Here is a 19,328-nt window from a genome sequence, read left to right on the forward strand (position 1 = left end):
TCCCGCGCCGGTCGTGGATTTTCCCTCCACCGAGGCCGGCTGGGGGGTGCCGGCAACTTTCCAGTACGCTCGTACTGCTTGAGCACGTGTCCCCCGAGAGGAGCGCCGGCCGATGGCGAAGATCAAGGTAAACAACCCGGTCGTGGAGCTCGACGGCGACGAGATGACCCGGATCATCTGGAAGCAGATCCGGGAGCAGCTGATCCTGCCCTACCTCGACGTCGACCTGCACTACTACGACCTGTCGATCCAGCACCGCGACGAGACCGACGACCAGGTCACCGTCGATGCGGCCAACGCCATCAAGGAGCACGGCGTCGGCGTGAAGTGCGCGACGATCACCCCGGACGAGGCCCGGGTGGAGGAGTTCGGCCTCAAGAAGATGTGGCGGTCGCCGAACGGCACGATCCGTAACATCCTCGGCGGCGTCGTCTTCCGCGAGCCGATCATCATGTCGAACGTGCCGCGCCTGGTCCCCGGCTGGACCAAGCCGATCATCATCGGCCGGCACGCCCACGGCGACCAGTACAAGGCCACCGACTTCGTGGTGCCCGGCCCCGGCAAGGTGACCGTCACCTACACCCCGGCCGACGGCTCCGCCCCGGTCGAGATGGAGGTCGCCAACTTCGCCGGCGGCGGTATCGCCATGGGCATGTACAACTTCGACGAGTCGATCCGGGACTTCGCGCGGGCCTCCTTCCGCTACGGCCTGGACCGCAACTACCCGGTCTACCTGTCGACGAAGAACACGATCCTGAAGGCGTACGACGGCCGGTTCAAGGACCTCTTCGCCGAGGTCTTCGAGAACGAGTTCAAGGCCGAGTTCGACGCCGCTGGCCTCACCTACGAGCACCGGCTGATCGACGACATGGTCGCCGCCGCGCTCAAGTGGGAGGGCGGCTACGTCTGGGCCTGCAAGAACTACGACGGTGACGTGCAGTCCGACACCGTCGCGCAGGGCTTCGGCTCGCTCGGCCTGATGACCTCGGTGCTGCTCTCCCCGGACGGCCGCACCGTCGAGGCCGAGGCCGCCCACGGCACTGTCACCCGGCACTACCGGCAGTACCAGAAGGGCGAGAAGACCTCGACCAACCCGATCGCGTCGATCTACGCCTGGACCCGGGGCCTGGCCCACCGGGGCAAGCTGGACGGCACCCCGGCGGTCACCGAGTTCGCCAACACGCTGGAGCAGGTCATCGTCGACACCGTCGAGGGCGGCCAGATGACCAAGGACCTCGCGCTGCTGATCTCGCGCGACGCCCCGTGGCTGACCACCGACGAGTTCATGAACGCGCTCGACGAGAACCTGGCGCGCAAGCTCGCCGCCTGATCTCGATCAGCAACGACGAAGCCCGCCGGCAGCGCGCCGGCGGGCTTCGTCGTACCCGGAGGAGTGATTTTCCGTCACTCCGCTCGGCGCGCCTCGTTGACCAGGGTGGACGAGATGCCAGTCGCGTCCTGGAAGGTTGGCCGTGGTGACCGCGCGGCACGAGTGCCGATCAGCCAGCCTTCCCGGCTGTCGTGCACAGCCAGCCGTCCCTTCCCTGCGGGGGGCCCTGTCCCGGGCCCCCCGCGCCCTGTTCGGGGAGCTTCACTGGCGCGCACCCGCCGCGGCGGCGGTGTTCAGGCGGCGCGGAGGAGTTCGGCGGCGCGCTCCGGTGCGACGTCGTTGATGAAGGTGCCCATGCCGGATTCCGCACCGGCCAGATACTTCAGCTTGTCCTTCGCCCGGCGGATGCTGAACAGCTGCAGGTGCAGGTGGCCGAGTTCACGGTCGATCCGCACCGGCGCCTGGTGCCAGGCCGCGATGTAGGGCATGGGCATGTCGAAGAGCCCGTCGAAGCGGCGCAGCAGGTCCAGGTAGAGCGGCCCGAAGGCGTCCCGCTCGGCGTCGTCGAGCGCGGGGATGTCCGGCACCGGCCGGTTCGGGGCCACGTGCACCTCGAACGGCCAGCGGGCGGCCGCCGGGACGTACGCCGTCCAGTGCTCGTTGGCCAGGACCACCCGCTCGCCGGCGGCCCGCTCGGCGGCGAGCAGGTCGGCGTAGAGGTTGCCGCCGCCGGTGCGCTCGGTGTGCCGGCGCGCGGCGGCGAGCATCGTCCGGGTCCGCGGCGTGACGAACGGGTACGCGTAGATCTGACCGTGCGGGTGATGCAGGGTCACGCCGATCTCCACCCCCCGGTTCTCGAAGCAGAACACCTGCTCCACACCGGGCAGCTCGCCGAGGGCCACGGTCCGGTCGGCGAGCGCCTCGAGCACCGTACGGACCCGGGTGGGGGAGAGGCTCGCGAACGAGGCGTCGTGGTCGGAGGTGTAGCAGACCACCTCGCAGCGGCCGAGCCCCGGCCGGACCGGCGTGAACGGCGTGATCTCTCCGGGCGTGTCGGCGGCCCGGCCGCTCAGGGACGGAAACCGGTTCTCGAAGACCACCACGTCGTAGTCGGGCGCCGGGATCTCGGTGAGCCGGTCACCCACCGACGGGTCGAGCGGGCACTCGTTCGCCGGCGGCAGGAAGGTGCGGGTCTGCCGGTGCACGGCGACCGCCACCCACTCGTCGGTCAGTGGGTCGTAACGCAGTTGGGACGCGGGCGGCGGAGGTGGCAGCTCCCGCCGGTCCGGCTGGTCGCGGACGGCGTCGTCCCGCTCGTCGAAGTAGATCAGTTCCCGGCCGTCGGCCAGCCGCATCTCGGTGCGCTTCACTCCGCCGCCCCTCTGTTCGTCGGCGTGCCCGTCGCCGTCACCATCACCAGTTCGCCCACGCGTTCGCCGAGCACCCGCCGCGCCTCGGACGACAATCCCTCGTCGCTGACCAGCACGTGCGCGGCCGACAGTTCGACGATCGAGGAGATGCCGACCGTCCCCCACTTGGAGTGGTCGGCGAGCACCACCAGCCGGTCGGCGGACGCGACCAGGGCGCGGTCGGTGTCCGCCTCCATGAGGTTGGGCGTGGTGAATCCGGCCCGCTCGCTGATTCCGTGCACACCGAGGAAGAGCAGGTCCAGGTGCAGCGATCGGACCGCCTGCACGGCCAGCGGCCCGACCAGCGCGTCGGACGGGGTACGCACCCCGCCGGTGAGCACCACCGTCTGGTCCGGGCGTCCGCCGGCGTGCATGATCTCGGCCACCGGGAGCGAGTTGGTCACCACGGTCAGCCCGGGCACGTCCAGCAGCCGGCGGGCGAGCTCGGCGGTGGTGGTGCCGGCGGAGAGCGCGATCGCCGCACCCGGGCGGACCAGCTGGGCCGCCCGGTCGGCGATGGCCGCCTTCTCGGCCGGCTGTCGGACCGACTTCGCCCGGAAGCCCGGTTCGTCGGTCGAGCCCGGCCCGGCCACCGTCGCGCCGCCGTGCACCTTGGCCAGCAGGCCGCGCTCGTGCAGCGACTCCAGGTCACGCCGGATGGTCATGTCCGAGACACCGAACTCGGTGGCCAGTTCGCTGACGCGTACGCCGCCCGCCGCGCGGACCCGCTCCAGGATGGTCGCCTGCCGTTGCTGCGCCAGCATCCGCCGCACCTCCCGGCCATTTCCGGCACTCTCACGTGGTCAAACGAGTTCCAACAAGAATGAACATTAGCGCGTGGCCGGAACCGGTGGAAGCGGGGTGGGTCCAGCGGCCGGACGGCGGCCCGCCACCGTCGGCACCTGCGTGATCAGGTCCGCCGGCCGGACGCACCGAGCGGGTCAGCCGCCCGCCGGGCGCACCGCGCCGCACCGAGCCGCGCCGCACGGAAACGCCCCGAGCCGCGGCGCACTGAGCCACACCGCGCCCAGCCGGGACGCGGGCTCAGAGCGGTGGCAGCTTCGGTTCGACCCAGCCGGTCTCGGTGAGGTGGTGCAGCACCGCCTGGACCGCCTCGTCCACGGCCAGATCGCTCGTGTCCAGCACCAGGTCGGCGTCGGTCGGCTCCTCGTACGGGTCGTCGACGCCGGTCATCCCGGTGAGCAGGCCGGCGCGCGCCCGGGCGTACAGGCCCTTGCGGTCCCGCCGTTCGCAGACCTCCAGCGGGGTGGCGACGTGCACCAGTACGAACCCCGCCCCGGCCGCGAGCGCCATCTCCCGGGCGGTTGCCCGGGCCGCCGCGTACGGGGCGATCGGGCAGCAGATGGCGACCCCCCGATGCCGGGCGATCTCGGAGGCGACCCAGCCGATCCGGCGTACGTTCGAATCCCGGTCGGCCTTGCTGAACCCGAGCCCCGCCGAGAGCTCCCGGCGGGCCACGTCACCGTCGAGCAGGGTGACCGTACGCTCACCACCCTCGCGCAGGGCGTCCGAGAGCCCCCGGGCGATGGTCGACTTGCCCGAGCCGGAGAGCCCGGTCAGGAAGACCACGAGCCCACGGTGGCGGCGCGGCGGGCGGGCCCGGGCCAGCTCCCTGGCGACCGCGGGCGGGGTGTGCCACTCGGGCAGCGGGAACCCCCGGTCCAGCAGATCGTCGATCTCCGCCTGGGTCAGCGCCAGCCGCCGGTTGCGCGGGGGGATGTCCTCCCGCCAGCGCCACTGCCCGTCCCGACTGTCGTAGGCCAGCTCGCGCGGCACCAGCACCCGCAGCCCGGCGCCGGAGAGCATCTCGCCGGTGGAGAGCAGGTGGGTCACGCCGTACGCGGCGGAGACCCGGGCCCGCAGCAGGGCGTCGCTGATCTCGTCGCGGCGTCGGGAGAGCGGCACGGTGACCAGAGTGGCCGGTGGCATCCGGTCCCGGGCGGCGAAGACGGCGCGTACCAGCGACTCGGGCGGCAGCCCGCCGGTCCCGTCCTCGCCGACAGGTATCAGCACGAGCAGGTGCGCGCCGAGGGTGCGGGTGGCGTGCGCGATCTGGGCGAGCTGCGGCCGGTGTAGTGGACGATCGGCGATCACCCCGAGCACCCGGCCGGGGGGCAGCAGCGCCCGCACCTCCTCCGGGGTGCGGCGCAGCCGCTGGAACGGCCCGTGGCCGCCGTCGCCCAGCCGGCGCAGGGTGCCCCCGACCCCGGCGACTCCGTCGCGGACCGGCCACGCGTCGGCCACCTCCAGCGCGGCCACCGGAGCGCCCTCGCCGTCGGTGAGCACCAGCGCCCGCCGGGCCGGGTCCCGTGGATCGAGCCCCTGGGCGAGCGCCGTCGGCACCTGGAGGGTCACCGCGACCTGCCACGGGGTGCCGTCGGCGAGCCGGGCCCGGCGACTGACGGAGACCAGGTCGGCGCGCGTCATGAAGCCGGTGAGCGGGGCGTACGCCCCGGTCAGCAGCAGCTCAAGGTCGGCCAGCTCCCCCGGGCGCGGCGTGTACGCCGGCGCGTCGCGGAGCACCTCGTCGGGCAGCACCCACCCGTTGCTCATCACACCCCCACTCGCTGATCGGCACACAGTTTCGCAGCAGAGCGGCGATCGGTCGAGGGTGCCACTCCACGAGGGAGCCTCAGCGGGCACCCGGCCGCCGCGCCGGCGAGCGCCGGTCAGCCGCGTCGGCCCCGGGGCGAGGGGCGGGCGAGCAGGCCGGCCGGTACGCGGCGGCGGACCACCTGGCGCAGTCGGAAGAGGAACGCGGTCTCGTCCACGACCCGCGGCGCCGCCCCGTCGGCCTCGCACTGGATCAACAGCGGCAGGCGGACGTCCTGCGTCCGGGCCAGGCTCGTCACCCGCGCCTTGAGTCGCCAGGTGCCGGCCGTGCGGCCGGCGTTGACCGTCCGGTAGTCCACGGTGACCGTCCCGCGGTGGACGGCGTGTGCGGTCCCGTCCGGCCCTACCACCCGCTCGACCGTCGAGGTCACCGGCAGGAAGACCTCGTCGCCGCCCTCCTGGTGACGGGCCACGACATCGACCCGGCCCGCGACGAGGGCCGTCGTCACGTCGCGCAGCTCCGCGGGGACGTCCGCCACCGGCAGCACGAGCAGGTCCCGGTCGCCGTCGCGGCCGACGGCGACGGGCCCGTCGCCGGACTCCAACCAGGCTGCGACGGTGAGGGTCAGGGTCGAACCGGCGAGGGCGTGGCCTTCGGTCCGGGCCGCCGCGCGCAGCGTCCTCTCCCACTCGGCGAGCCGGCGCAGATCCGCCAACCGGTCCCGCTCGGCGAGGTGGGCCAGGATGCGGTACATCGGTGGCAGCCCGGCGGCCACTCCCGCGGCGAACCGCTCCCGGATGATGTCCCGGACCTGCGCGGCCACCTGGTCCGCCCACTCCGCAGGCGCCTCCAGCAGCCGCCGTCCGCGCAGCCGGTCGAGCATCTGGTGCCGCAACCAGCGTCGGTGCAGCCGGTCACGCAGCGGGCCGGGCTCCACGTGCGCGTCGACGACGTCCAGGGTCTCCCGCAGCGCGGTGAAGTACTCCTGGGGGTCCAGTCGGCCGGCGGTCACGTTCCCGCTGTCGTCGCGGCGGTTGTGGTGGTAGCAGGTGTAGTCGGAGAGCACGCACGTCCGCTTCGACAGCAGGTACGCCCGCACCACCATGCGGTGGTCCTCCAGGCGCCGTGGCCACCCTTCGGGGAAACGCAGCTCGTGCTCGTCGAGGAACCCTCGGCGGAACATCTTGTGGCAGGTCAGGCTGTCGATCAGCGGCGAGTTCGCCAGGGTCGCGTCGGCCCGGTTGCGCCGGAACAGCTCGCGCGGAACGCCTCGGCCCCCGTGGCCCGCCATCCGGCCGATCACCACGTCGGCGCCGTGCGTGGCGCCGTAGCCGTACATCCGCTCGAGGGCCTCGTCGCCGAGCCAGTCGTCGTCGTCGACGAACATCACGTACTCGCCCCGGGCGTGGGCGACCCCGACGTTGCGGGGCCGTGACGGCCATCCCGAGTTCTCGATGTGCACGACCCGCAGGTGCGGGTGGGCGGCCGCCAGCGCGTCCAGCCGAGCCGGTGTCCCGTCGGTCGACCCGTCATCGACGAAGACGGCCTCGAACTGCGACGCCGGCATCGACTGCCGCAGCAGCGAGTCGACGAGCTTCTCGATGTGCGGGCCGCTGTTGTAGGCGGGCACCACGACGCTCACCTTCGGGGACTCGCTCGTGCCGTCGATCATCTTTCTCCCAGCTGCCTCTGCGTGCCGGATCGGTGACCGGTCCGACCGGAATCGATACCACCGTGCATGGGACTCCCTCGCTCCTTCCAAGGTTCCCTCATGTCCGGTCTCCTTAGGGGGCGGGCGGGGGGAGGATCAGGGGTGGACCGGGGGCGCGGCGGGCCCCACGACGCGCCGCTCCTGCCTACGCTGGGCTGCGTGACACTGATCGCGACCGAGTCGCTGACCAAGACGTACGGGGGTGTGGTCACGGCGTTGGCCGACCTCACCGTGGCGGTCGAGCCGGGGATCATCGGGTTGGTCGGCGCGAACGGCGCCGGCAAGTCGACCCTGATCAAGATCCTGCTGGGCCTGCTCACGCCGACCAGCGGCCGGGTGCAGGTGCTGGGCCTGGACCCGACCACCGACTCCGCGGCCGTCCGCGCCCGGGTCGGCTACATGCCGGAACACGAGGCGCTCCCGCCGGACCTCACCGCCGCCGAACTGGTCACCCACCTCGGGCGGATCAGCGGCCTGCCGCGTACGGTCGCCCGGGAACGGGCCTCCGAGGCGCTGCGGCACGTCGGGCTCTACGAGGAGCGCTACCGCCCGGTCGGCGGCTACTCCACCGGCATGAAGCAACGGGTGAAGCTCGCCCAGGCGCTGGTGCACGACCCCGACCTGCTGCTGCTCGACGAGCCGACCAACGGCCTCGACCCGGCCGGCCGGGACGCCATGCTCGCCCTGGTGCACCGGATCGGCACCGAGTTCGGCATCTCCGTGCTGGTCTGCTCCCACCTGCTCGGCGAGGTGGAACGGATCTGCGACACGCTGATCGCCATCGACGGCGGACGGCTGCTGCGGGCCGACCACATCTCGGCCATGACGACGAGCACCGACGTGCTCGCCGTGGAGGTCAGCGAAGGCACCGACGATCTCGCCGCGCGGCTCTCCGCGCTGCAGCTGCCGGTGACCCGGGACGGGCGGCTGCTGCTCGTACCGCTCGCCGACGACGCCACCTACGATCTGATCCTCGGCGCGGTCGCCGAGCTGGACCTGCCGTTGCACCGGCTCGACCAGCGCCGGCACCGGGTGGCCGAACTCTTCGCCACGAGGGAGCCCAGCCATGTCTGAGCCGACCGGCGTCATCCACGACATCGGCTACCAGCGCTACACCGGTCCGAGGCTGGGCCGCCGGCAGGTCTTCGGCGCGCTCTACCTGCACGGGCTGCGTACGGCATTCGGGCTGGGCCGGAGCGCGAAGGCCAAGATCTTCCCGTGGCTGGTGGTCGCCATCGTCACGGTGGTGGCCGCCGGCGTCACCGCGGTGCGCAGCCAGATCGGCGAGGTCGTCATGACGTACGCCCAGTTCGCCGACAACATGAGCTGGCTGGTCATCTTCTTCGCCGCGGTGGTCGCCCCGGAGCTGGTCTCCCGGGATCTGCGCAGCGGGGTGCTGCCGCTGTACTTCTCCCGGCCGATGCCCCGGTCGGACTACCCACTGGCCAAGCTGCTGGCGATGATCACCGCGCTCTGGCTGCTGCTCGGCGCGCCGCAGCTGGTGATGTTCCTCGGTGCCGCGTTCACCACCGGCGACGGTATGAACGGGGTCTGGAACGAGCTGCTCGACCTGCTGCCGGGCCTGCTCTACGCCGGGCTCTGGGCGGCCGTCTTCGCCTCGATCGGGCTGCTGGTCGCCTCGCTCACCGGCAAGCGGGCGTTCGCCGCCGGTGGGGTCGTAGCCGTCTTCCTGATGACCACGCCGATCGTCGGCACCCTGTCGATCATGCCCTCCCAGACGCTGAACGAGCTGGCCGGTCTCGCCTCCCCGTCCACGCTGGTGCAGGGGGTCGGTGCGTGGTCGCTCGGCGACCTGCTGATCACCGGCGACGCGGCCGAGGCGACCCACTCGCTGATCGGCGACTTCGGCCCGGTGTACGCGGTCGCCGCCGTGCTGCTCATCGCCGGCTGCGTCACCCTGTTGCTCGCCCGCTACCGGAAGGTGGCCACCCGATGACCACGACGAGCCCCGCCACCGTGGCCGGAGCCCCGACCGTCGCCGCCAGCACGCTGGACCTCGCCGGGGTCTCCCGCTGGTACGGCAACGTGGTCGCCGTCAACGACGTCTCCATGCGACTCGGCCCGGGCGTCACCGGGCTGCTCGGGCCGAACGGCGCGGGCAAGACCACCCTGCTGCACATGATGGCCGGCTTCCTGGCCCCGTCGCGCGGCACGGTCGCCCTCGACGGCGCGCCGACCTGGCGCAATCCCGAGGTCTACCGCCGGCTCGGGCTGGTGAGCGAACGGGAGGCGGTGCACAGCTTCCTCACCGCGTACGAGTTCGTGCTGGCCAGCGCGAAGCTGCACCGGCTGCCCGATCCGAAGGGGGCGGCCCGCCGGGCGATCGCGCTGGTCGAGATGGAGGACGCGCAGAACCGGCGGATCGGCACCTACTCGAAGGGCATGCGGCAGCGGACCCGGGTGGCCGCCGCGCTGGTGCACGACCCGCAGGTGCTGCTGCTCGACGAGCCGTTCAACGGAATGGACCCGCGTCAGCGGCTGCACATGATGGAGCTGCTGCACCGCCTCGGCGGCGCCGGCCGGACCATCCTGTTCAGCTCGCACATCCTGGAGGAGGTCGAGCAGGTCTCCGGCACCGTCCAGGTGATGGTCGCCGGCCGGCTCGCCGCCTCCGGCGACTTCCGTACGATCCGCCGGCTGATGACCAACCGGCCGCACGTCTTCGCGGTGCGCTCCGCCGACGACCGGGCGCTCGCCGTGGCGCTGATGGCCGAGCCGTCGGTCACCGGGGTCGAGCTGGGCCGGACCGGCCTGACAGTGCGGGCCGGTGACTACGGCGCCTTCACCCGGGCGCTGCCCCGGATCGCCCTGGCGAAGGGCATCCGGGTCCAGCAGCTGGTGCCCGAGGACGAGTCCCTGGAGAGCGTCTTCTCCTACCTGGTGGAGGCCTGAGATGTCGACCGTTTCCTGGATCACCGCCCGGGGCCTCTTCGGCCGCCGCCGGTTCCTGATGCTCTTCCCGCTCCCGGTGGTGCTGGTGCTGCTCGCCGTGCTCTCCCGTTCGCTCGGGGTGGATCCGGGCGAGTGGGGGCCGCCGGTGCTGGTCGGCCTCGGGTTGGCCGTGGTGCTGCCGGTGGTCGCGCTGATCGTCGGCACCGGCGTGCTCGGCGCGGAGATCGACGACGGCACCGTGGTGCACATCCTCACGAAGCCGCTTCCGCGCTGGCAGATCGTGCTGCCGAAGCTCGCGGTGGCGACCGGGGTCACCGCGGTCACCGTCGCCGTGCCGATCTACGTCGCGGGCGTGCTCGCCCACTCGGTACGCCTCGGCCTGGCGCTCGTCGTCGCCGCGTGCCTCGGCGCGCTGGCGTACTCGGCGCTCTTCCTGGCGCTCAGCCTGGTCACCCGGCGGCCGGTGCTGCTCGGCCTGGTCTACGTGCTGATCTGGGAGGGGCTGCTCGGCAACTTCGTGAGCGGCACCAAGGTCCTGTCGATCCAGCAGTACGTGATCGCCCTCGCCGACCGGCTGGCCCCGACCGGGCTGCTGGAGACCACCGTCTCGGTGCCGGTGGCGGCGGTGATGACGGCCCTGTTCAGCGTCGGCTTCACCGTCCTGGCGATCGACCGGCTGCGCTCGTTCAGCGTGGCGGGCGAGACGAGCTGAGCGTCGCCTGTTCGTGGGTGGGCCCCTGTCGACGCGGTACGCGCGGCAGGGGCCCCCGGCTAACCGGTCAGCTCAAGGTAGGGCTGGCCGGATGGACCGGGCCTGCCCGGTCGGCGAGGCTTGACCTGTGAGCGCAGAAGTGGGACAGGTCATGGTGGGGCGACCCGGCGCGAGTGCGGGGCGGCACTGGCTGGTGAGTCTCGCGGTGGCCGGGTTGGCCGCGGCGGCGATCACCACGATCGCCCGCAGCAGCGGGCACTTCAACTGGTGGGCGGGGTTCGTGCTGATCCCGGGCGCGCTGATCGCGGCCTGTGGCGGCCCGCTGCTGGCGCGGGGCGGCGGCCGGGCCTTCGCCGGGTACGTGGTGGCCTGCGCCGGCGCGCTGGTCTTCGCCACCGGCGCGCTGCTCATGTTCGGCGTCATGGGACGTGGCTGGCCCGTCATGATCATGGTGCCGTGTCTGGCGGTCGCCGGCACCTACCTGTGGCGCCCGGCGCATCCGCTGGCCCGGGGACTGCACCGGGCCGTGGCGCTGCTCGCGCTGACCGGGGCGCTGCTCGGTGCGACCTTCCAGCTGATCCGCGCCGGCGTCGTGGACTTCGGCGACACCGACTGGTGGGGCGCGTACCTGATGCTGGCCGGCGTGATCGTGCTCGGCAACGCGGTCGAGCTGACCCGGCACCGGATGCCGTACCGGCTCCAGGCGATCACCCTGCTGGTCGGCCCGGCCGTAGTCGCCTTCCTGCTCGGCCTCCGCTTCCTCCGCGGCTGGTAACCCCCCGGCCCCGCCCACCACCCGTCGCCGCTCGGGAACTCGTTCACGGAAAGAGTGGCCTTCCGCGCGCGAATGGCCACTCTTTCCGTGAAAGTGCGGGGACGGGTCAGAAGGCGGGGACGGGTCAGAAGGCGGAGGCGATCACCAGCTCCGTCGTCCGGTCGGGGAGGAGGTCCAGCTTGCCGATCCGGCCGGCCGACCGTAGGTCGTCGGAGACCAGGGTGAGCTTCTCCAGCAGCGCGGCCGGACCGAGCGCCTCGGCGAGCGGCACCTCCGCCTTCATCGAGAGTTTCCGCTCCGACTTGGCCCGCCGCACCTGACTGAGCGCCTCTCCGGCGAGCCGGAGCAGCTCCGGATCGCCCTCGCCCTCGATCGCCCGGCCCACCTCGTACGTCGTCGGCCACGGCGCCCGGTGCACCGAGCCGTACCGCCACCAGGACCACACCTCCTCGGTGACGAAGGGCAGCACCGGGGCGAAGAGCCGCAACTGCACGGAGAGGGCGGTGGCCAGCGCCGCCCGGGCCGAGTCGGAGGCCGACCCGGTGCCGTAGGCGCGCTCCTTGACCAGTTCGATGTAGTCGTCGCAGAAGCGCCAGAAGAACGACTCCACGGCCAGCAGGGCGGCGGTGTGGTCGTACGACTCGAAGGCGGTCGTCGCGGCGGTGACCACGTCGGTGAGCTCGGCGAGCATGGCCCGGTCCAGCGGCTCGGTGGCGGCGGCGCGCAGCGCGTCGGCGGCGCCCAGCCCGAGGGCGAACTTCGACGCGTTGAGCACCTTGGTCGCCAACCGGCGGCCGATCTTGATCTGGGCCGCGTCGTACGCCAGGTCCATGCCGGGCTTGCCGTTGGCCGCCCAGTACCGCACCGCGTCCGAGCCGTTCTGCTCCAGCAGCGCCATCGGGGTCACCACGTTCCCCTTGGACTTGGACATCTTCTTCCGGTCCGGGTCGAGGATCCAGCCGGAGAGCTCCGCGTCCCGCCAGGGGAGCACGCCGTGCTCCAGATGCGAGCGGACGATGGTGGAGAAGAGCCAGGTACGGATGATGTCGTGCCCCTGCGGGCGCAGGTCCATCGGGAAGACCTGGGCGAACAGGTCGGGATCAATCTCCCAGCCGCCGACGATCTGCGGGCTGAGCGACGAGGTGGCCCAGGTGTCGAGGACGTCGGGGTCGCCGGTGAATCCGCCCGGCCGGCCGCGCTGGGACTCGTCGTACCCGGCCGGGGTGTCGGTGGACGGGTCGACCGGCAGCGCGGACTCCTCCGGCGTGAGAGGCTGGGACCAGTCCGGCTCGCCAGCGTCGTCGAGCCGGTACCACACCGGCACCGGCACCCCGAAGAAGCGCTGCCGGCTGACCAGCCAGTCGCCGGTCAGCCCACCCACCCAGTGGTCGTAGCGGTGCCGCATGTGCTCCGGCACCCAGTGCAGCTCCCGGCCCCGGGCGAGCAGCTCCTCGCGTAGCTGCGGATCGCGTCCGCCGTTGCGCAGGTACCACTGTCGGGTGGAGACGATCTCCAGCGGCCGGTCGCCGCGCTCGTAGAACTTCACCGGGTGGGTGATGTCGCGTGGCTCGCCGATCAGGTCACCCGCGTCGGCGAGCATCCCGACGATCTCGCGGCGGGCGCCGTTGACGGTCTGCCCGGCCAGCGCCGCGTACGGCTGCGCCGGCACGCCGGCCGGCGGCTCCGGCAGCAACCGGCCGTCGCGCCCGATCACCACCCGGGTGTCGAGTTGCAGGTCGCGCCACCAGGTCACGTCGGTGAGGTCACCGAACGTGCAGACCATCACCATGCCGGTGCCCTTGGCCGGGTCGGCGAGCGAGTGGGCGTGCACCGGCACCTCGACCCCGAAGAGCGGGCTCCGCGCGGTGGCGCCCACCAGGTCGGCGTACCGCTCGTCGTCCGGATGGCAGACCAGCGCCACACAGGCCGGCAGGAGCTCCGGCCGGGTCGTGTCGATCAGCACCTCGCGCCCGCCCGGACCGGTGAACCGCAGCCGGTGGTACGCCCCGGGGCGCTCCCGGTCCTCCAGCTCCGCCTGGGCGACCGCGGTGGCGAAACCGACGTCCCAGAGCGTCGGCGCCTCCGCCTGGTACGCCTCGCCCCGGGCCAGGTTGCGCAGGAACGCCCGCTGGCTGGTGGCCCGCGCCACCCGACCGATGGTGGTGTACGTCAACGACCAGTCCACCGAGAGCCCGAGCCGCCGCCAGAGCGCCTCGAAGACCTGCTCGTCGGCGACGGTGAGTCGTTCGCAGAGTTCGATGAAGCTGCGCCGGGAGATCGGGGTCGGGTTCTTCCGGGCCTCGTCGCTGATCGGGGTGGCGGGCGGCCGCCAGGCCGGGTCGTACGGCAGCTCGGGGTCGCAGCGCACGCCGTAGACGTTCTGCACCCGGCGCTCGGTGGGCAGGCCGTTGTCGTCCCAGCCCATCGGGTAGAACACGGACTTGCCCCGCATCCGCTGGAAGCGGGCGACCGTGTCGGTGTGCGTGTACGAGAAGACGTGTCCCATGTGCAGCTCGCCCGATACGGTGGGCGGCGGGGTGTCGATGGAGTACACGTCCTCCCGGCGACCGGTGAGGCTCGGCGTATCCGACGCCGTGCCGCCTACCGGAACGGTCCTTCTCCGGTCGAACGCGTACGTGCCCTCCTCCTGCCAGCGGCGTGCCCACGTCTCCTCGATGCCGTCCAGGGTCGGACGTTCGGGGACGCCGGCACGGGCCGTCCTCGCCGTATCAGTCATCCTGCGATCGTAGGCAGCCCCCAACGGCCGGACCACGCGGTTTACGGCGTGACACGATGCAATTCGTGCCAATGCCTCCGCTGAGCCCCGACGAGCTGCTCACCACCACCCGTACGGTCCGCCGCCGGTTGGACCTGACCCGGCCGGTGCCGATGGAACTGGTCCGGGAGTGCCTGGAGATCGCGCTCCAGGCACCCAGCGGCTCCAACCGGCAGGGATGGCACTTCGTGCTGGTCACCGATCCGATGCTGCGGGCCGAGATCGGGCTGCTCTACCAGCGGGCGGTGCAGGCGTACCTCGACTCGGAGTCCTCGGCGGGTCGCCTCTTCGCCGACGACCCGGCCCGGTCGGCGGCGCAGCGCCGGGTGGCCGAGAGCGTGGCGTGGCTCGGTGACCGGATGGGCCAGGTGCCGGTGCTGCTCCTGCCGTGCCTGCGGTTGCCCGGCGGTGGCGAACTCGCCGCGGGCAACCAGGCCGGGCTCTGGGGGTCGCTGCTGCCCGCGGTGTGGAGCTACATGCTCGCCGCGCGGGCGCGTGGCCTCGGCACCGCCTGGACCACCCTGCACCTGGTCTACGAGGCGGAGGTGGCCGAGCTGCTCGGCCTCCCGGAGGAGGTACGCCAGGCGGCGCTGATCCCGACCGCCTGGTACACCGGCGAGAGCTTCCGGCCGGCGACCCGGCAGCCGCTGGACGAGGTGCTGCACGTCGACCGCTGGTGATCGCCGCCGGTCGGCGCGGTCGCGTGCCCCGGCCGGGGTCAGCTCACCGCCGTCGGCCGCTCATGACCGAGCAGCCACCGCTTCACGTCGAGCCCCCAGCGGTAGCCGCCGAGCGTCCCGTCGGTACGCAGCACCCGGTGGCAGGGCACGAAGAGCGCTACCGCGTTGCGGGCGCAGGCTGCGGCGGCGGCGCGTACGGCCGGCGGTCGCCCGGCGAGCCCGGCGAACGCCGTGTACGTGACCGGCTCGCCCGGCTTGACGTCGCGCAGCACCTGCCAGGCGTGCGCCAGGAACGCGCCCTCGGTGCGCTGCTCGACCGGCACCGAGTCGATCGCGGTCAGGTCACCGTCGAGGTAGGAACGGACGGCTGCGGTGACCGGCCCCAGGTCGGCCCGGTGCCGCAGGGGCGCCCGTAGCGTCGGGTGCACCAGTGGCAGCAGGGCCTCCGGGTCGTCGGTGAAGCCGGCCGCCCGGACCGCCCCGTCGGGGCCGGCCACGATGCTCAGCGGGCCGGCCGGGGTGGTCAGCACCGAACTGTCTACTGTCGTCATACCGCTCTCCAGAGTCTGATCACCGCGTACGACCGCCAGGGCCGCCAGCGGTCCGCGTACGCGGCGAGGGTCTTCGGGTCGTCGGGCAGGCCGAGCGCGGCCGCGCCGCGCCGGACGGCCAGGTCGGTGGGGAGCAGGACGTCCGGATCGCCGAGCGCGCGCATCGCGACGTACCCGGCGGTCCAGGGGCCGATGCCGGGGAGCGCGACCAGCCGGCGAACGATCTCGGCCCGGTCCCCGCCGGGTGCGAGCTCCAGGTCGCCCTCGGCCACCGCCCGGGCCAGGCCCCGGATCGTCTCGCGTCGAGTGGCCGGCATCCGGAACGCCGAGTCGTCCAACCCGGCGATCTCCGCCGCGCTGGGGAACCCGCGCAACCCCCGCTCCGGTCCGCCGTCGGCCCGGTGATCATGAGGTTGACGGGCGTTTCGGAGATCCACTCCGTCGTCAACCTCATGATCAACAAGGTCGGGTGAGGGGGAGGGGACGGTGGGGGCCAGGAGGCGGGTCAGCGTGGTGCGGGCGGAGGTCACCGAGACCTGCTGGCCGACGATCGCGCGTACCGCCATCTCGAAGCCGTCCACCGCGCGGGGCAGCCGGATGCCCGGCTCGGCCGCGACCGCGGCGGCGAACGCCGGATCCGCGCCGAGCGTGCCGTCCACGGCTCCCGGATCGGCGTCCAGGTCGAGCAGGCGGCGGCAGCGGGCCACCGCCGGGGCCAGGTCACGCATGTCGCTCAGCCGCAGCACCGCCGACACGTGACCGTCCGCCGGGGTCAACGCCGCCTCACCCGTGCCGTGCGGCAGCCGCAGCCCCCGGCGGTACGTGCCGTCCCGGACCTCCTCCACTCCGGGTAGCGCGCGCAGTGCGAGGAAGTCCAGCAACGCGGTGGCGTGCAGCGGCGGGCGGTAGGCGAGCCGGAGCGTGATCGTTCCCGCGCCGCCCGCGACCCGCCGCCCGCCGCGCGCCCGGCGCAGCTCGCTCGGCGGTACGCCGTAGACCTCCCGGACCGTGTCGTTGAACTGCCGTACGCTGCCGAACCCGGCCGCGAACGCGACCTCGGCCATGCCGAGCCCGGTCGTCTCGATCAGGATCCGGGCGGTCTGCGCCCGCTGGGCCCGCGCCAGCGCGAGCGGTCCCGCCCCGACCTCGGCGTGCAGCATCCGGTGCAGGTGCCGCTCGGTGTAGCCGAGCCGGGTGGCCAACCCGGGCACCCCCTCCCGGTCCACCACTCCGTCCGCGATCAGCCGCATGGCCCGGCCGACCACGTCGGCGCGTACGTCCCACTGCGGTGAGCCGGGGGCGGCGTCCGGCCGGCAGCGGCGGCAGGCTCGCAGCCCCGCCCCCTGTGCCGCCGCCGCGGACGGAAAGAAGCGGACGTTCTGCCGCTTCGGCGTGGTGGCCGGGCAGGACGGCCGGCAGTAGATCCCGGTCGACGTCACGCCGGTGTAGAACCAGCCGTCGAACCGCTGGTCACGGCTGTCGACCGCCCGGTAGCACCGCTCGAAGTCCAACTCCACGACACCGATGATGCCCCCGTCGACGGGGTGCCGGCTGGCGGGAATCGGACGTGGGCGTGCCACCGCCCGGCCGCGCCGCTCCCGGCCCCGTCGTCAACGCCTCCGGCCGCCCACCCGACTGAGCCGTGCCCCGTCGTCAGCGCCTCCGGTCGCCAACGCGGCCGCGCGCCGCACCGAGCAGCGCGGGGCGGAAGACGCCGTCCGGGTCGTACCGCCGCCACAGCTCCGCCACCCGCCGTCCGGTCTCGCCCGGGTAGATCCGGTCGAAGGCCGCCCGGTCCGGCCGGCTCTCGAAGTTGACGTACGCCCCGTCGGAGCGCGCGGCGATGCCCCGCCAGGCGGCGTCCAGCGCGGCGCCGCCCTGCGGCGGGAAGACCGAGCCGACGGCCAGGGTGTCCTGATGCCGGTGCGGGTAGGCGGTCGCCGTCGGGAGGACGTCGTTGACCGCACCGCCCACCGATCGCAGCTGCACCAGCGCCCGCTGCGGCCCGCCCGCCGCCCGCGTGATCGCCCGGGCGGCGGCGTCGTCCATGGTGAGCAGGCTGTTCGTGCTCAGGCTCGGCTGCTGTCCGACGTTCGCGTGCAGGTGACTGGTCGGGACCAGGGCGGGGTAGGGCACCAGGTCGGTGCGGTGGTCGAGCAGTCTGCCGATGGCGAGCAGCGGTTCGATGAGCGGGCGCGCCCGGCGCAGGCTCTCGGCGGCGACCACCGCGGTGATCTGCATGACCGTGGTACGCCCGTACGGGAGGAGCACGGCGGCGCTGCTCAGCTCCCGGGGCGCCTGCGCCAGGTACTCCGCCCACTGCCGCACCGGCGCGCCGTCCGGGGTGGCCTCGACGGCGAGCTGCGCCAGCCCGACGTTACGGATCTCCTCCGCCTCGATCTCGAACGCCACCACGACGCCGACCCCGGCCCCGGCGCCGCGAACGACCCAGAACAGTTCGGGCTCGTGCTCGGCGTCGGCGCGGATCAGCGTCCCGTCCGCGAGCACCACCTCCACCGCCCTGACCCGGTCGATCGTGAGCCCGAACCGGCGGACCAGCCAGCCGACGCCGCCGCCGGTGGCGAGCCCGCCCACCCCCACGTTGCCGTGGTCGCCCGAGCTGATCGCCAGGCCGTAGGGGGCCAGTGTCTTCGCCACCGTGGCCCAGCGCGCGCCCGCCTCGACCCGGACCAGCCGGGACCGTTCGTCGAGCACGTCGACCCGGTTCAGGCCGGAGAGGTCGATCACCAGGCCGCCGTCGTTGGACGAGGTGCCCGCGAGGCCGTGACCGCCGCTGCGTACGGCGACGGGCAGGCCGCGGTCCCGGGCGTACCGGACGGCGTCGACCACCTGCTGGGGCGTGCGCGGCAGCAGGACCCCGGCGGGGGAGTGCCGCGTCGTGTACGTCGAGCGCAGCGTCGCGTACCGGCCGTCGCCGGGGGTGACGAGCTTGCCCTTCAACGAGTCGGGAAGGGTGGTCATCGCTGCTCCCTGATCTCGCGTACCTGCTCCAGGACGCCCGGGACCACCTGCTCGGCGAAGACCCGCAGCTGTGCGAGTGGCGACGCGATCGGCCAGAAGACGAACGTGTCGAAGCCGAGGTCGACCGCCCACCGGGTCAACGTGTCGACCCAGAGCCGGACGTCGCCGACGAGGCCGGTGCCGCCCCCGCGCGGGCCGATCGCGCCGATGACGTTGTAGACCCGACGGATCCGCGCCGGGTCCCGGCCGGCGGCGCGCGCGGCATCGTCGATGATCTGCTGCCGGGCCGGCACCTCGGCCGGCGGTACGTAGATGTTGAGTGGGGAGATCCAGCCGTCGGCGTACCGGCCGGCGACGGTCAGCATGCGGGGCCGCTGGCCGCCCAGCCAGAGCGGCACGGGCTGGGGCGGCACGGGGCCGGCCTGGTACCCCTCGACGGTGTGCTGCTCGCCGAGGTGCCGGACGGTCTCCCCGGCCAGCGCCCGGCGCATGATCTGCAGCCCCTCGGCGGTGTACGTGATGGTCTCCGCGCCGCTGCGGCGGGGTCCACCCATGGCCGCCACGGCGTCCGAGCTGGGGCCGCTGCCGACGCCGAGGACGATCCGGCCACCGGTGAGCACGCTCAGCGACGCGCCCGCCTTGGCGAGCATGGTCGGTGGGCGCAGCTGCAGGTCGGCCACGTCGGTGAGGAACGAGATCCGGTCGGTCTCGGCCGCGAGGTGGCTGATCAGTGTCCAGGTGTCGAAGTGTCCGGGCTGGTAGGCGTGGTCCTGTACGGCCAGGTATGCGAGGCCGCTCGCGTCGGCCGCCCGGGCCAGTTGTCGTGTTTCGGGTAGTTTCTCGCCCGACGGATCGAGGCTCACGCCGAAGGTGATCGGCTGGTGGTAATCGGTCATGGGGCCAAGCGTGGGGCC

At 73.0% G+C, this 19,328-nt stretch carries 16 protein-coding genes; 7 read left to right on the forward strand and 9 right to left on the reverse strand.

The window, feature by feature from the left end; genetic code table 11:
* The first annotated feature begins 112 nt into the window (after positions 1-112).
* Positions 113-1,330: an NADP-dependent isocitrate dehydrogenase gene (locus tag D7044_RS11280; RefSeq protein WP_120679099.1), complete on the forward strand. Its 1,218-nt coding sequence runs from the start codon at positions 113-115 to the stop codon at positions 1,328-1,330.
* 293 nt (positions 1,331-1,623) lie between these two features.
* Here the strand turns inward: D7044_RS11280 and galT are convergent, their stop codons facing one another.
* The 4 genes from galT to D7044_RS11300 all read right to left on the reverse strand — a co-directional run bounded on the left by galT (position 1,624) and on the right by D7044_RS11300 (position 6,986).
* A complete protein-coding gene (galT, locus tag D7044_RS11285; protein ID WP_120679101.1) occupies positions 1,624-2,700 on the reverse strand; it encodes a galactose-1-phosphate uridylyltransferase in 1,077 nt (358 codons plus the stop codon).
* Positions 2,697-3,503: a DeoR/GlpR family DNA-binding transcription regulator gene (locus tag D7044_RS11290; RefSeq protein WP_120688816.1), complete on the reverse strand. Its 807-nt coding sequence runs from the start codon at positions 3,501-3,503 to the stop codon at positions 2,697-2,699. The genes galT and D7044_RS11290 overlap by 4 nt, the downstream gene beginning before the upstream one ends.
* A gap of 280 nt (positions 3,504-3,783) precedes the next feature.
* The gene (gene cysC, locus D7044_RS11295) at positions 3,784-5,313 is read right to left on the reverse strand and encodes an adenylyl-sulfate kinase (RefSeq protein ID WP_120688817.1); all 1,530 of its coding nucleotides are present in this window, start codon (positions 5,311-5,313) and stop codon (positions 3,784-3,786) included.
* 116 nt (positions 5,314-5,429) lie between these two features.
* Positions 5,430-6,986: a glycosyltransferase family 2 protein gene (locus D7044_RS11300; RefSeq protein ID WP_233564949.1), complete on the reverse strand. Its 1,557-nt coding sequence runs from the start codon at positions 6,984-6,986 to the stop codon at positions 5,430-5,432.
* Between the two features lie 198 nt (positions 6,987-7,184).
* Here D7044_RS11300 and D7044_RS11305 point away from each other — a divergent pair, with 198 nt between their 5' ends.
* The 5 genes from D7044_RS11305 to D7044_RS11325 all read left to right on the forward strand — a co-directional run bounded on the left by D7044_RS11305 (position 7,185) and on the right by D7044_RS11325 (position 11,425).
* Positions 7,185-8,099 carry an ABC transporter ATP-binding protein gene (locus D7044_RS11305; protein ID WP_120679826.1) on the forward strand — a complete coding sequence of 305 codons (915 nt, stop codon included), beginning with the start codon at positions 7,185-7,187 and terminating at the stop codon, positions 8,097-8,099.
* The gene (locus tag D7044_RS11310; protein ID WP_120688818.1) at positions 8,092-8,982 is read left to right on the forward strand and encodes an ABC transporter permease; all 891 of its coding nucleotides are present in this window, start codon (positions 8,092-8,094) and stop codon (positions 8,980-8,982) included. The genes D7044_RS11305 and D7044_RS11310 overlap by 8 nt, the downstream gene beginning before the upstream one ends.
* Complete coding sequence (locus D7044_RS11315; protein ID WP_120679111.1) at positions 8,979-9,938, forward strand: ABC transporter ATP-binding protein; 960 nt, start codon at positions 8,979-8,981, stop codon at positions 9,936-9,938. Before D7044_RS11310 ends, D7044_RS11315 begins: the two co-directional genes overlap by 4 nt.
* Before the next feature lies 1 nt (position 9,939).
* Positions 9,940-10,650: an ABC transporter permease gene (locus D7044_RS11320; protein WP_120679113.1), complete on the forward strand. Its 711-nt coding sequence runs from the start codon at positions 9,940-9,942 to the stop codon at positions 10,648-10,650.
* Positions 10,651-10,777: 127 nt separating this feature from the next.
* Complete coding sequence (locus tag D7044_RS11325) at positions 10,778-11,425, forward strand: hypothetical protein (RefSeq protein WP_233564950.1); 648 nt, start codon at positions 10,778-10,780, stop codon at positions 11,423-11,425.
* A 124-nt stretch (positions 11,426-11,549) separates the two neighbouring features.
* Here D7044_RS11325 and valS read toward each other — a convergent pair whose 3' ends face one another.
* Positions 11,550-14,162, reverse strand: a complete 2,613-nt coding sequence (gene valS / locus D7044_RS11330; protein WP_120688820.1) for a valine--tRNA ligase — start codon at positions 14,160-14,162, stop codon at positions 11,550-11,552.
* A 71-nt stretch (positions 14,163-14,233) separates the two neighbouring features.
* Here valS and D7044_RS11335 point away from each other — a divergent pair, with 71 nt between their 5' ends.
* A complete protein-coding gene (locus tag D7044_RS11335) occupies positions 14,234-14,881 on the forward strand; it encodes a nitroreductase family protein (RefSeq protein WP_120688821.1) in 648 nt (215 codons plus the stop codon).
* A 38-nt stretch (positions 14,882-14,919) separates the two neighbouring features.
* On the opposite strand, the gene D7044_RS11340 is transcribed toward D7044_RS11335, so the two are convergent.
* From D7044_RS11340 to D7044_RS11355, 4 genes are all read right to left on the reverse strand, one after another.
* Positions 14,920-15,432: a methylated-DNA--[protein]-cysteine S-methyltransferase gene (locus D7044_RS11340; RefSeq protein WP_120688822.1), complete on the reverse strand. Its 513-nt coding sequence runs from the start codon at positions 15,430-15,432 to the stop codon at positions 14,920-14,922.
* Positions 15,429-16,949 (reverse strand): DNA-3-methyladenine glycosylase 2 family protein, encoded by a 1,521-nt coding sequence (locus D7044_RS11345; RefSeq protein WP_120688924.1) that lies wholly within the window; start codon positions 16,947-16,949, stop codon positions 15,429-15,431. Before D7044_RS11345 ends, D7044_RS11340 begins: the two co-directional genes overlap by 4 nt.
* A 136-nt stretch (positions 16,950-17,085) precedes the next feature.
* The gene (locus D7044_RS11350) at positions 17,086-18,414 is read right to left on the reverse strand and encodes an FAD-binding oxidoreductase (RefSeq protein WP_120688823.1); all 1,329 of its coding nucleotides are present in this window, start codon (positions 18,412-18,414) and stop codon (positions 17,086-17,088) included.
* On the reverse strand, positions 18,411-19,310 hold the full coding sequence (locus D7044_RS11355) for an LLM class flavin-dependent oxidoreductase (RefSeq protein ID WP_120688824.1): 900 nt from the start codon (positions 19,308-19,310) through the stop codon (positions 18,411-18,413). The genes D7044_RS11350 and D7044_RS11355 overlap by 4 nt, the downstream gene beginning before the upstream one ends.
* Positions 19,311-19,328: the final 18 nt, after the last annotated feature.

This window comes from Micromonospora musae, assembly GCF_003626635.1.
Taxonomy (GTDB): Bacteria; Actinomycetota; Actinomycetes; order Mycobacteriales; family Micromonosporaceae; genus Micromonospora; species Micromonospora musae.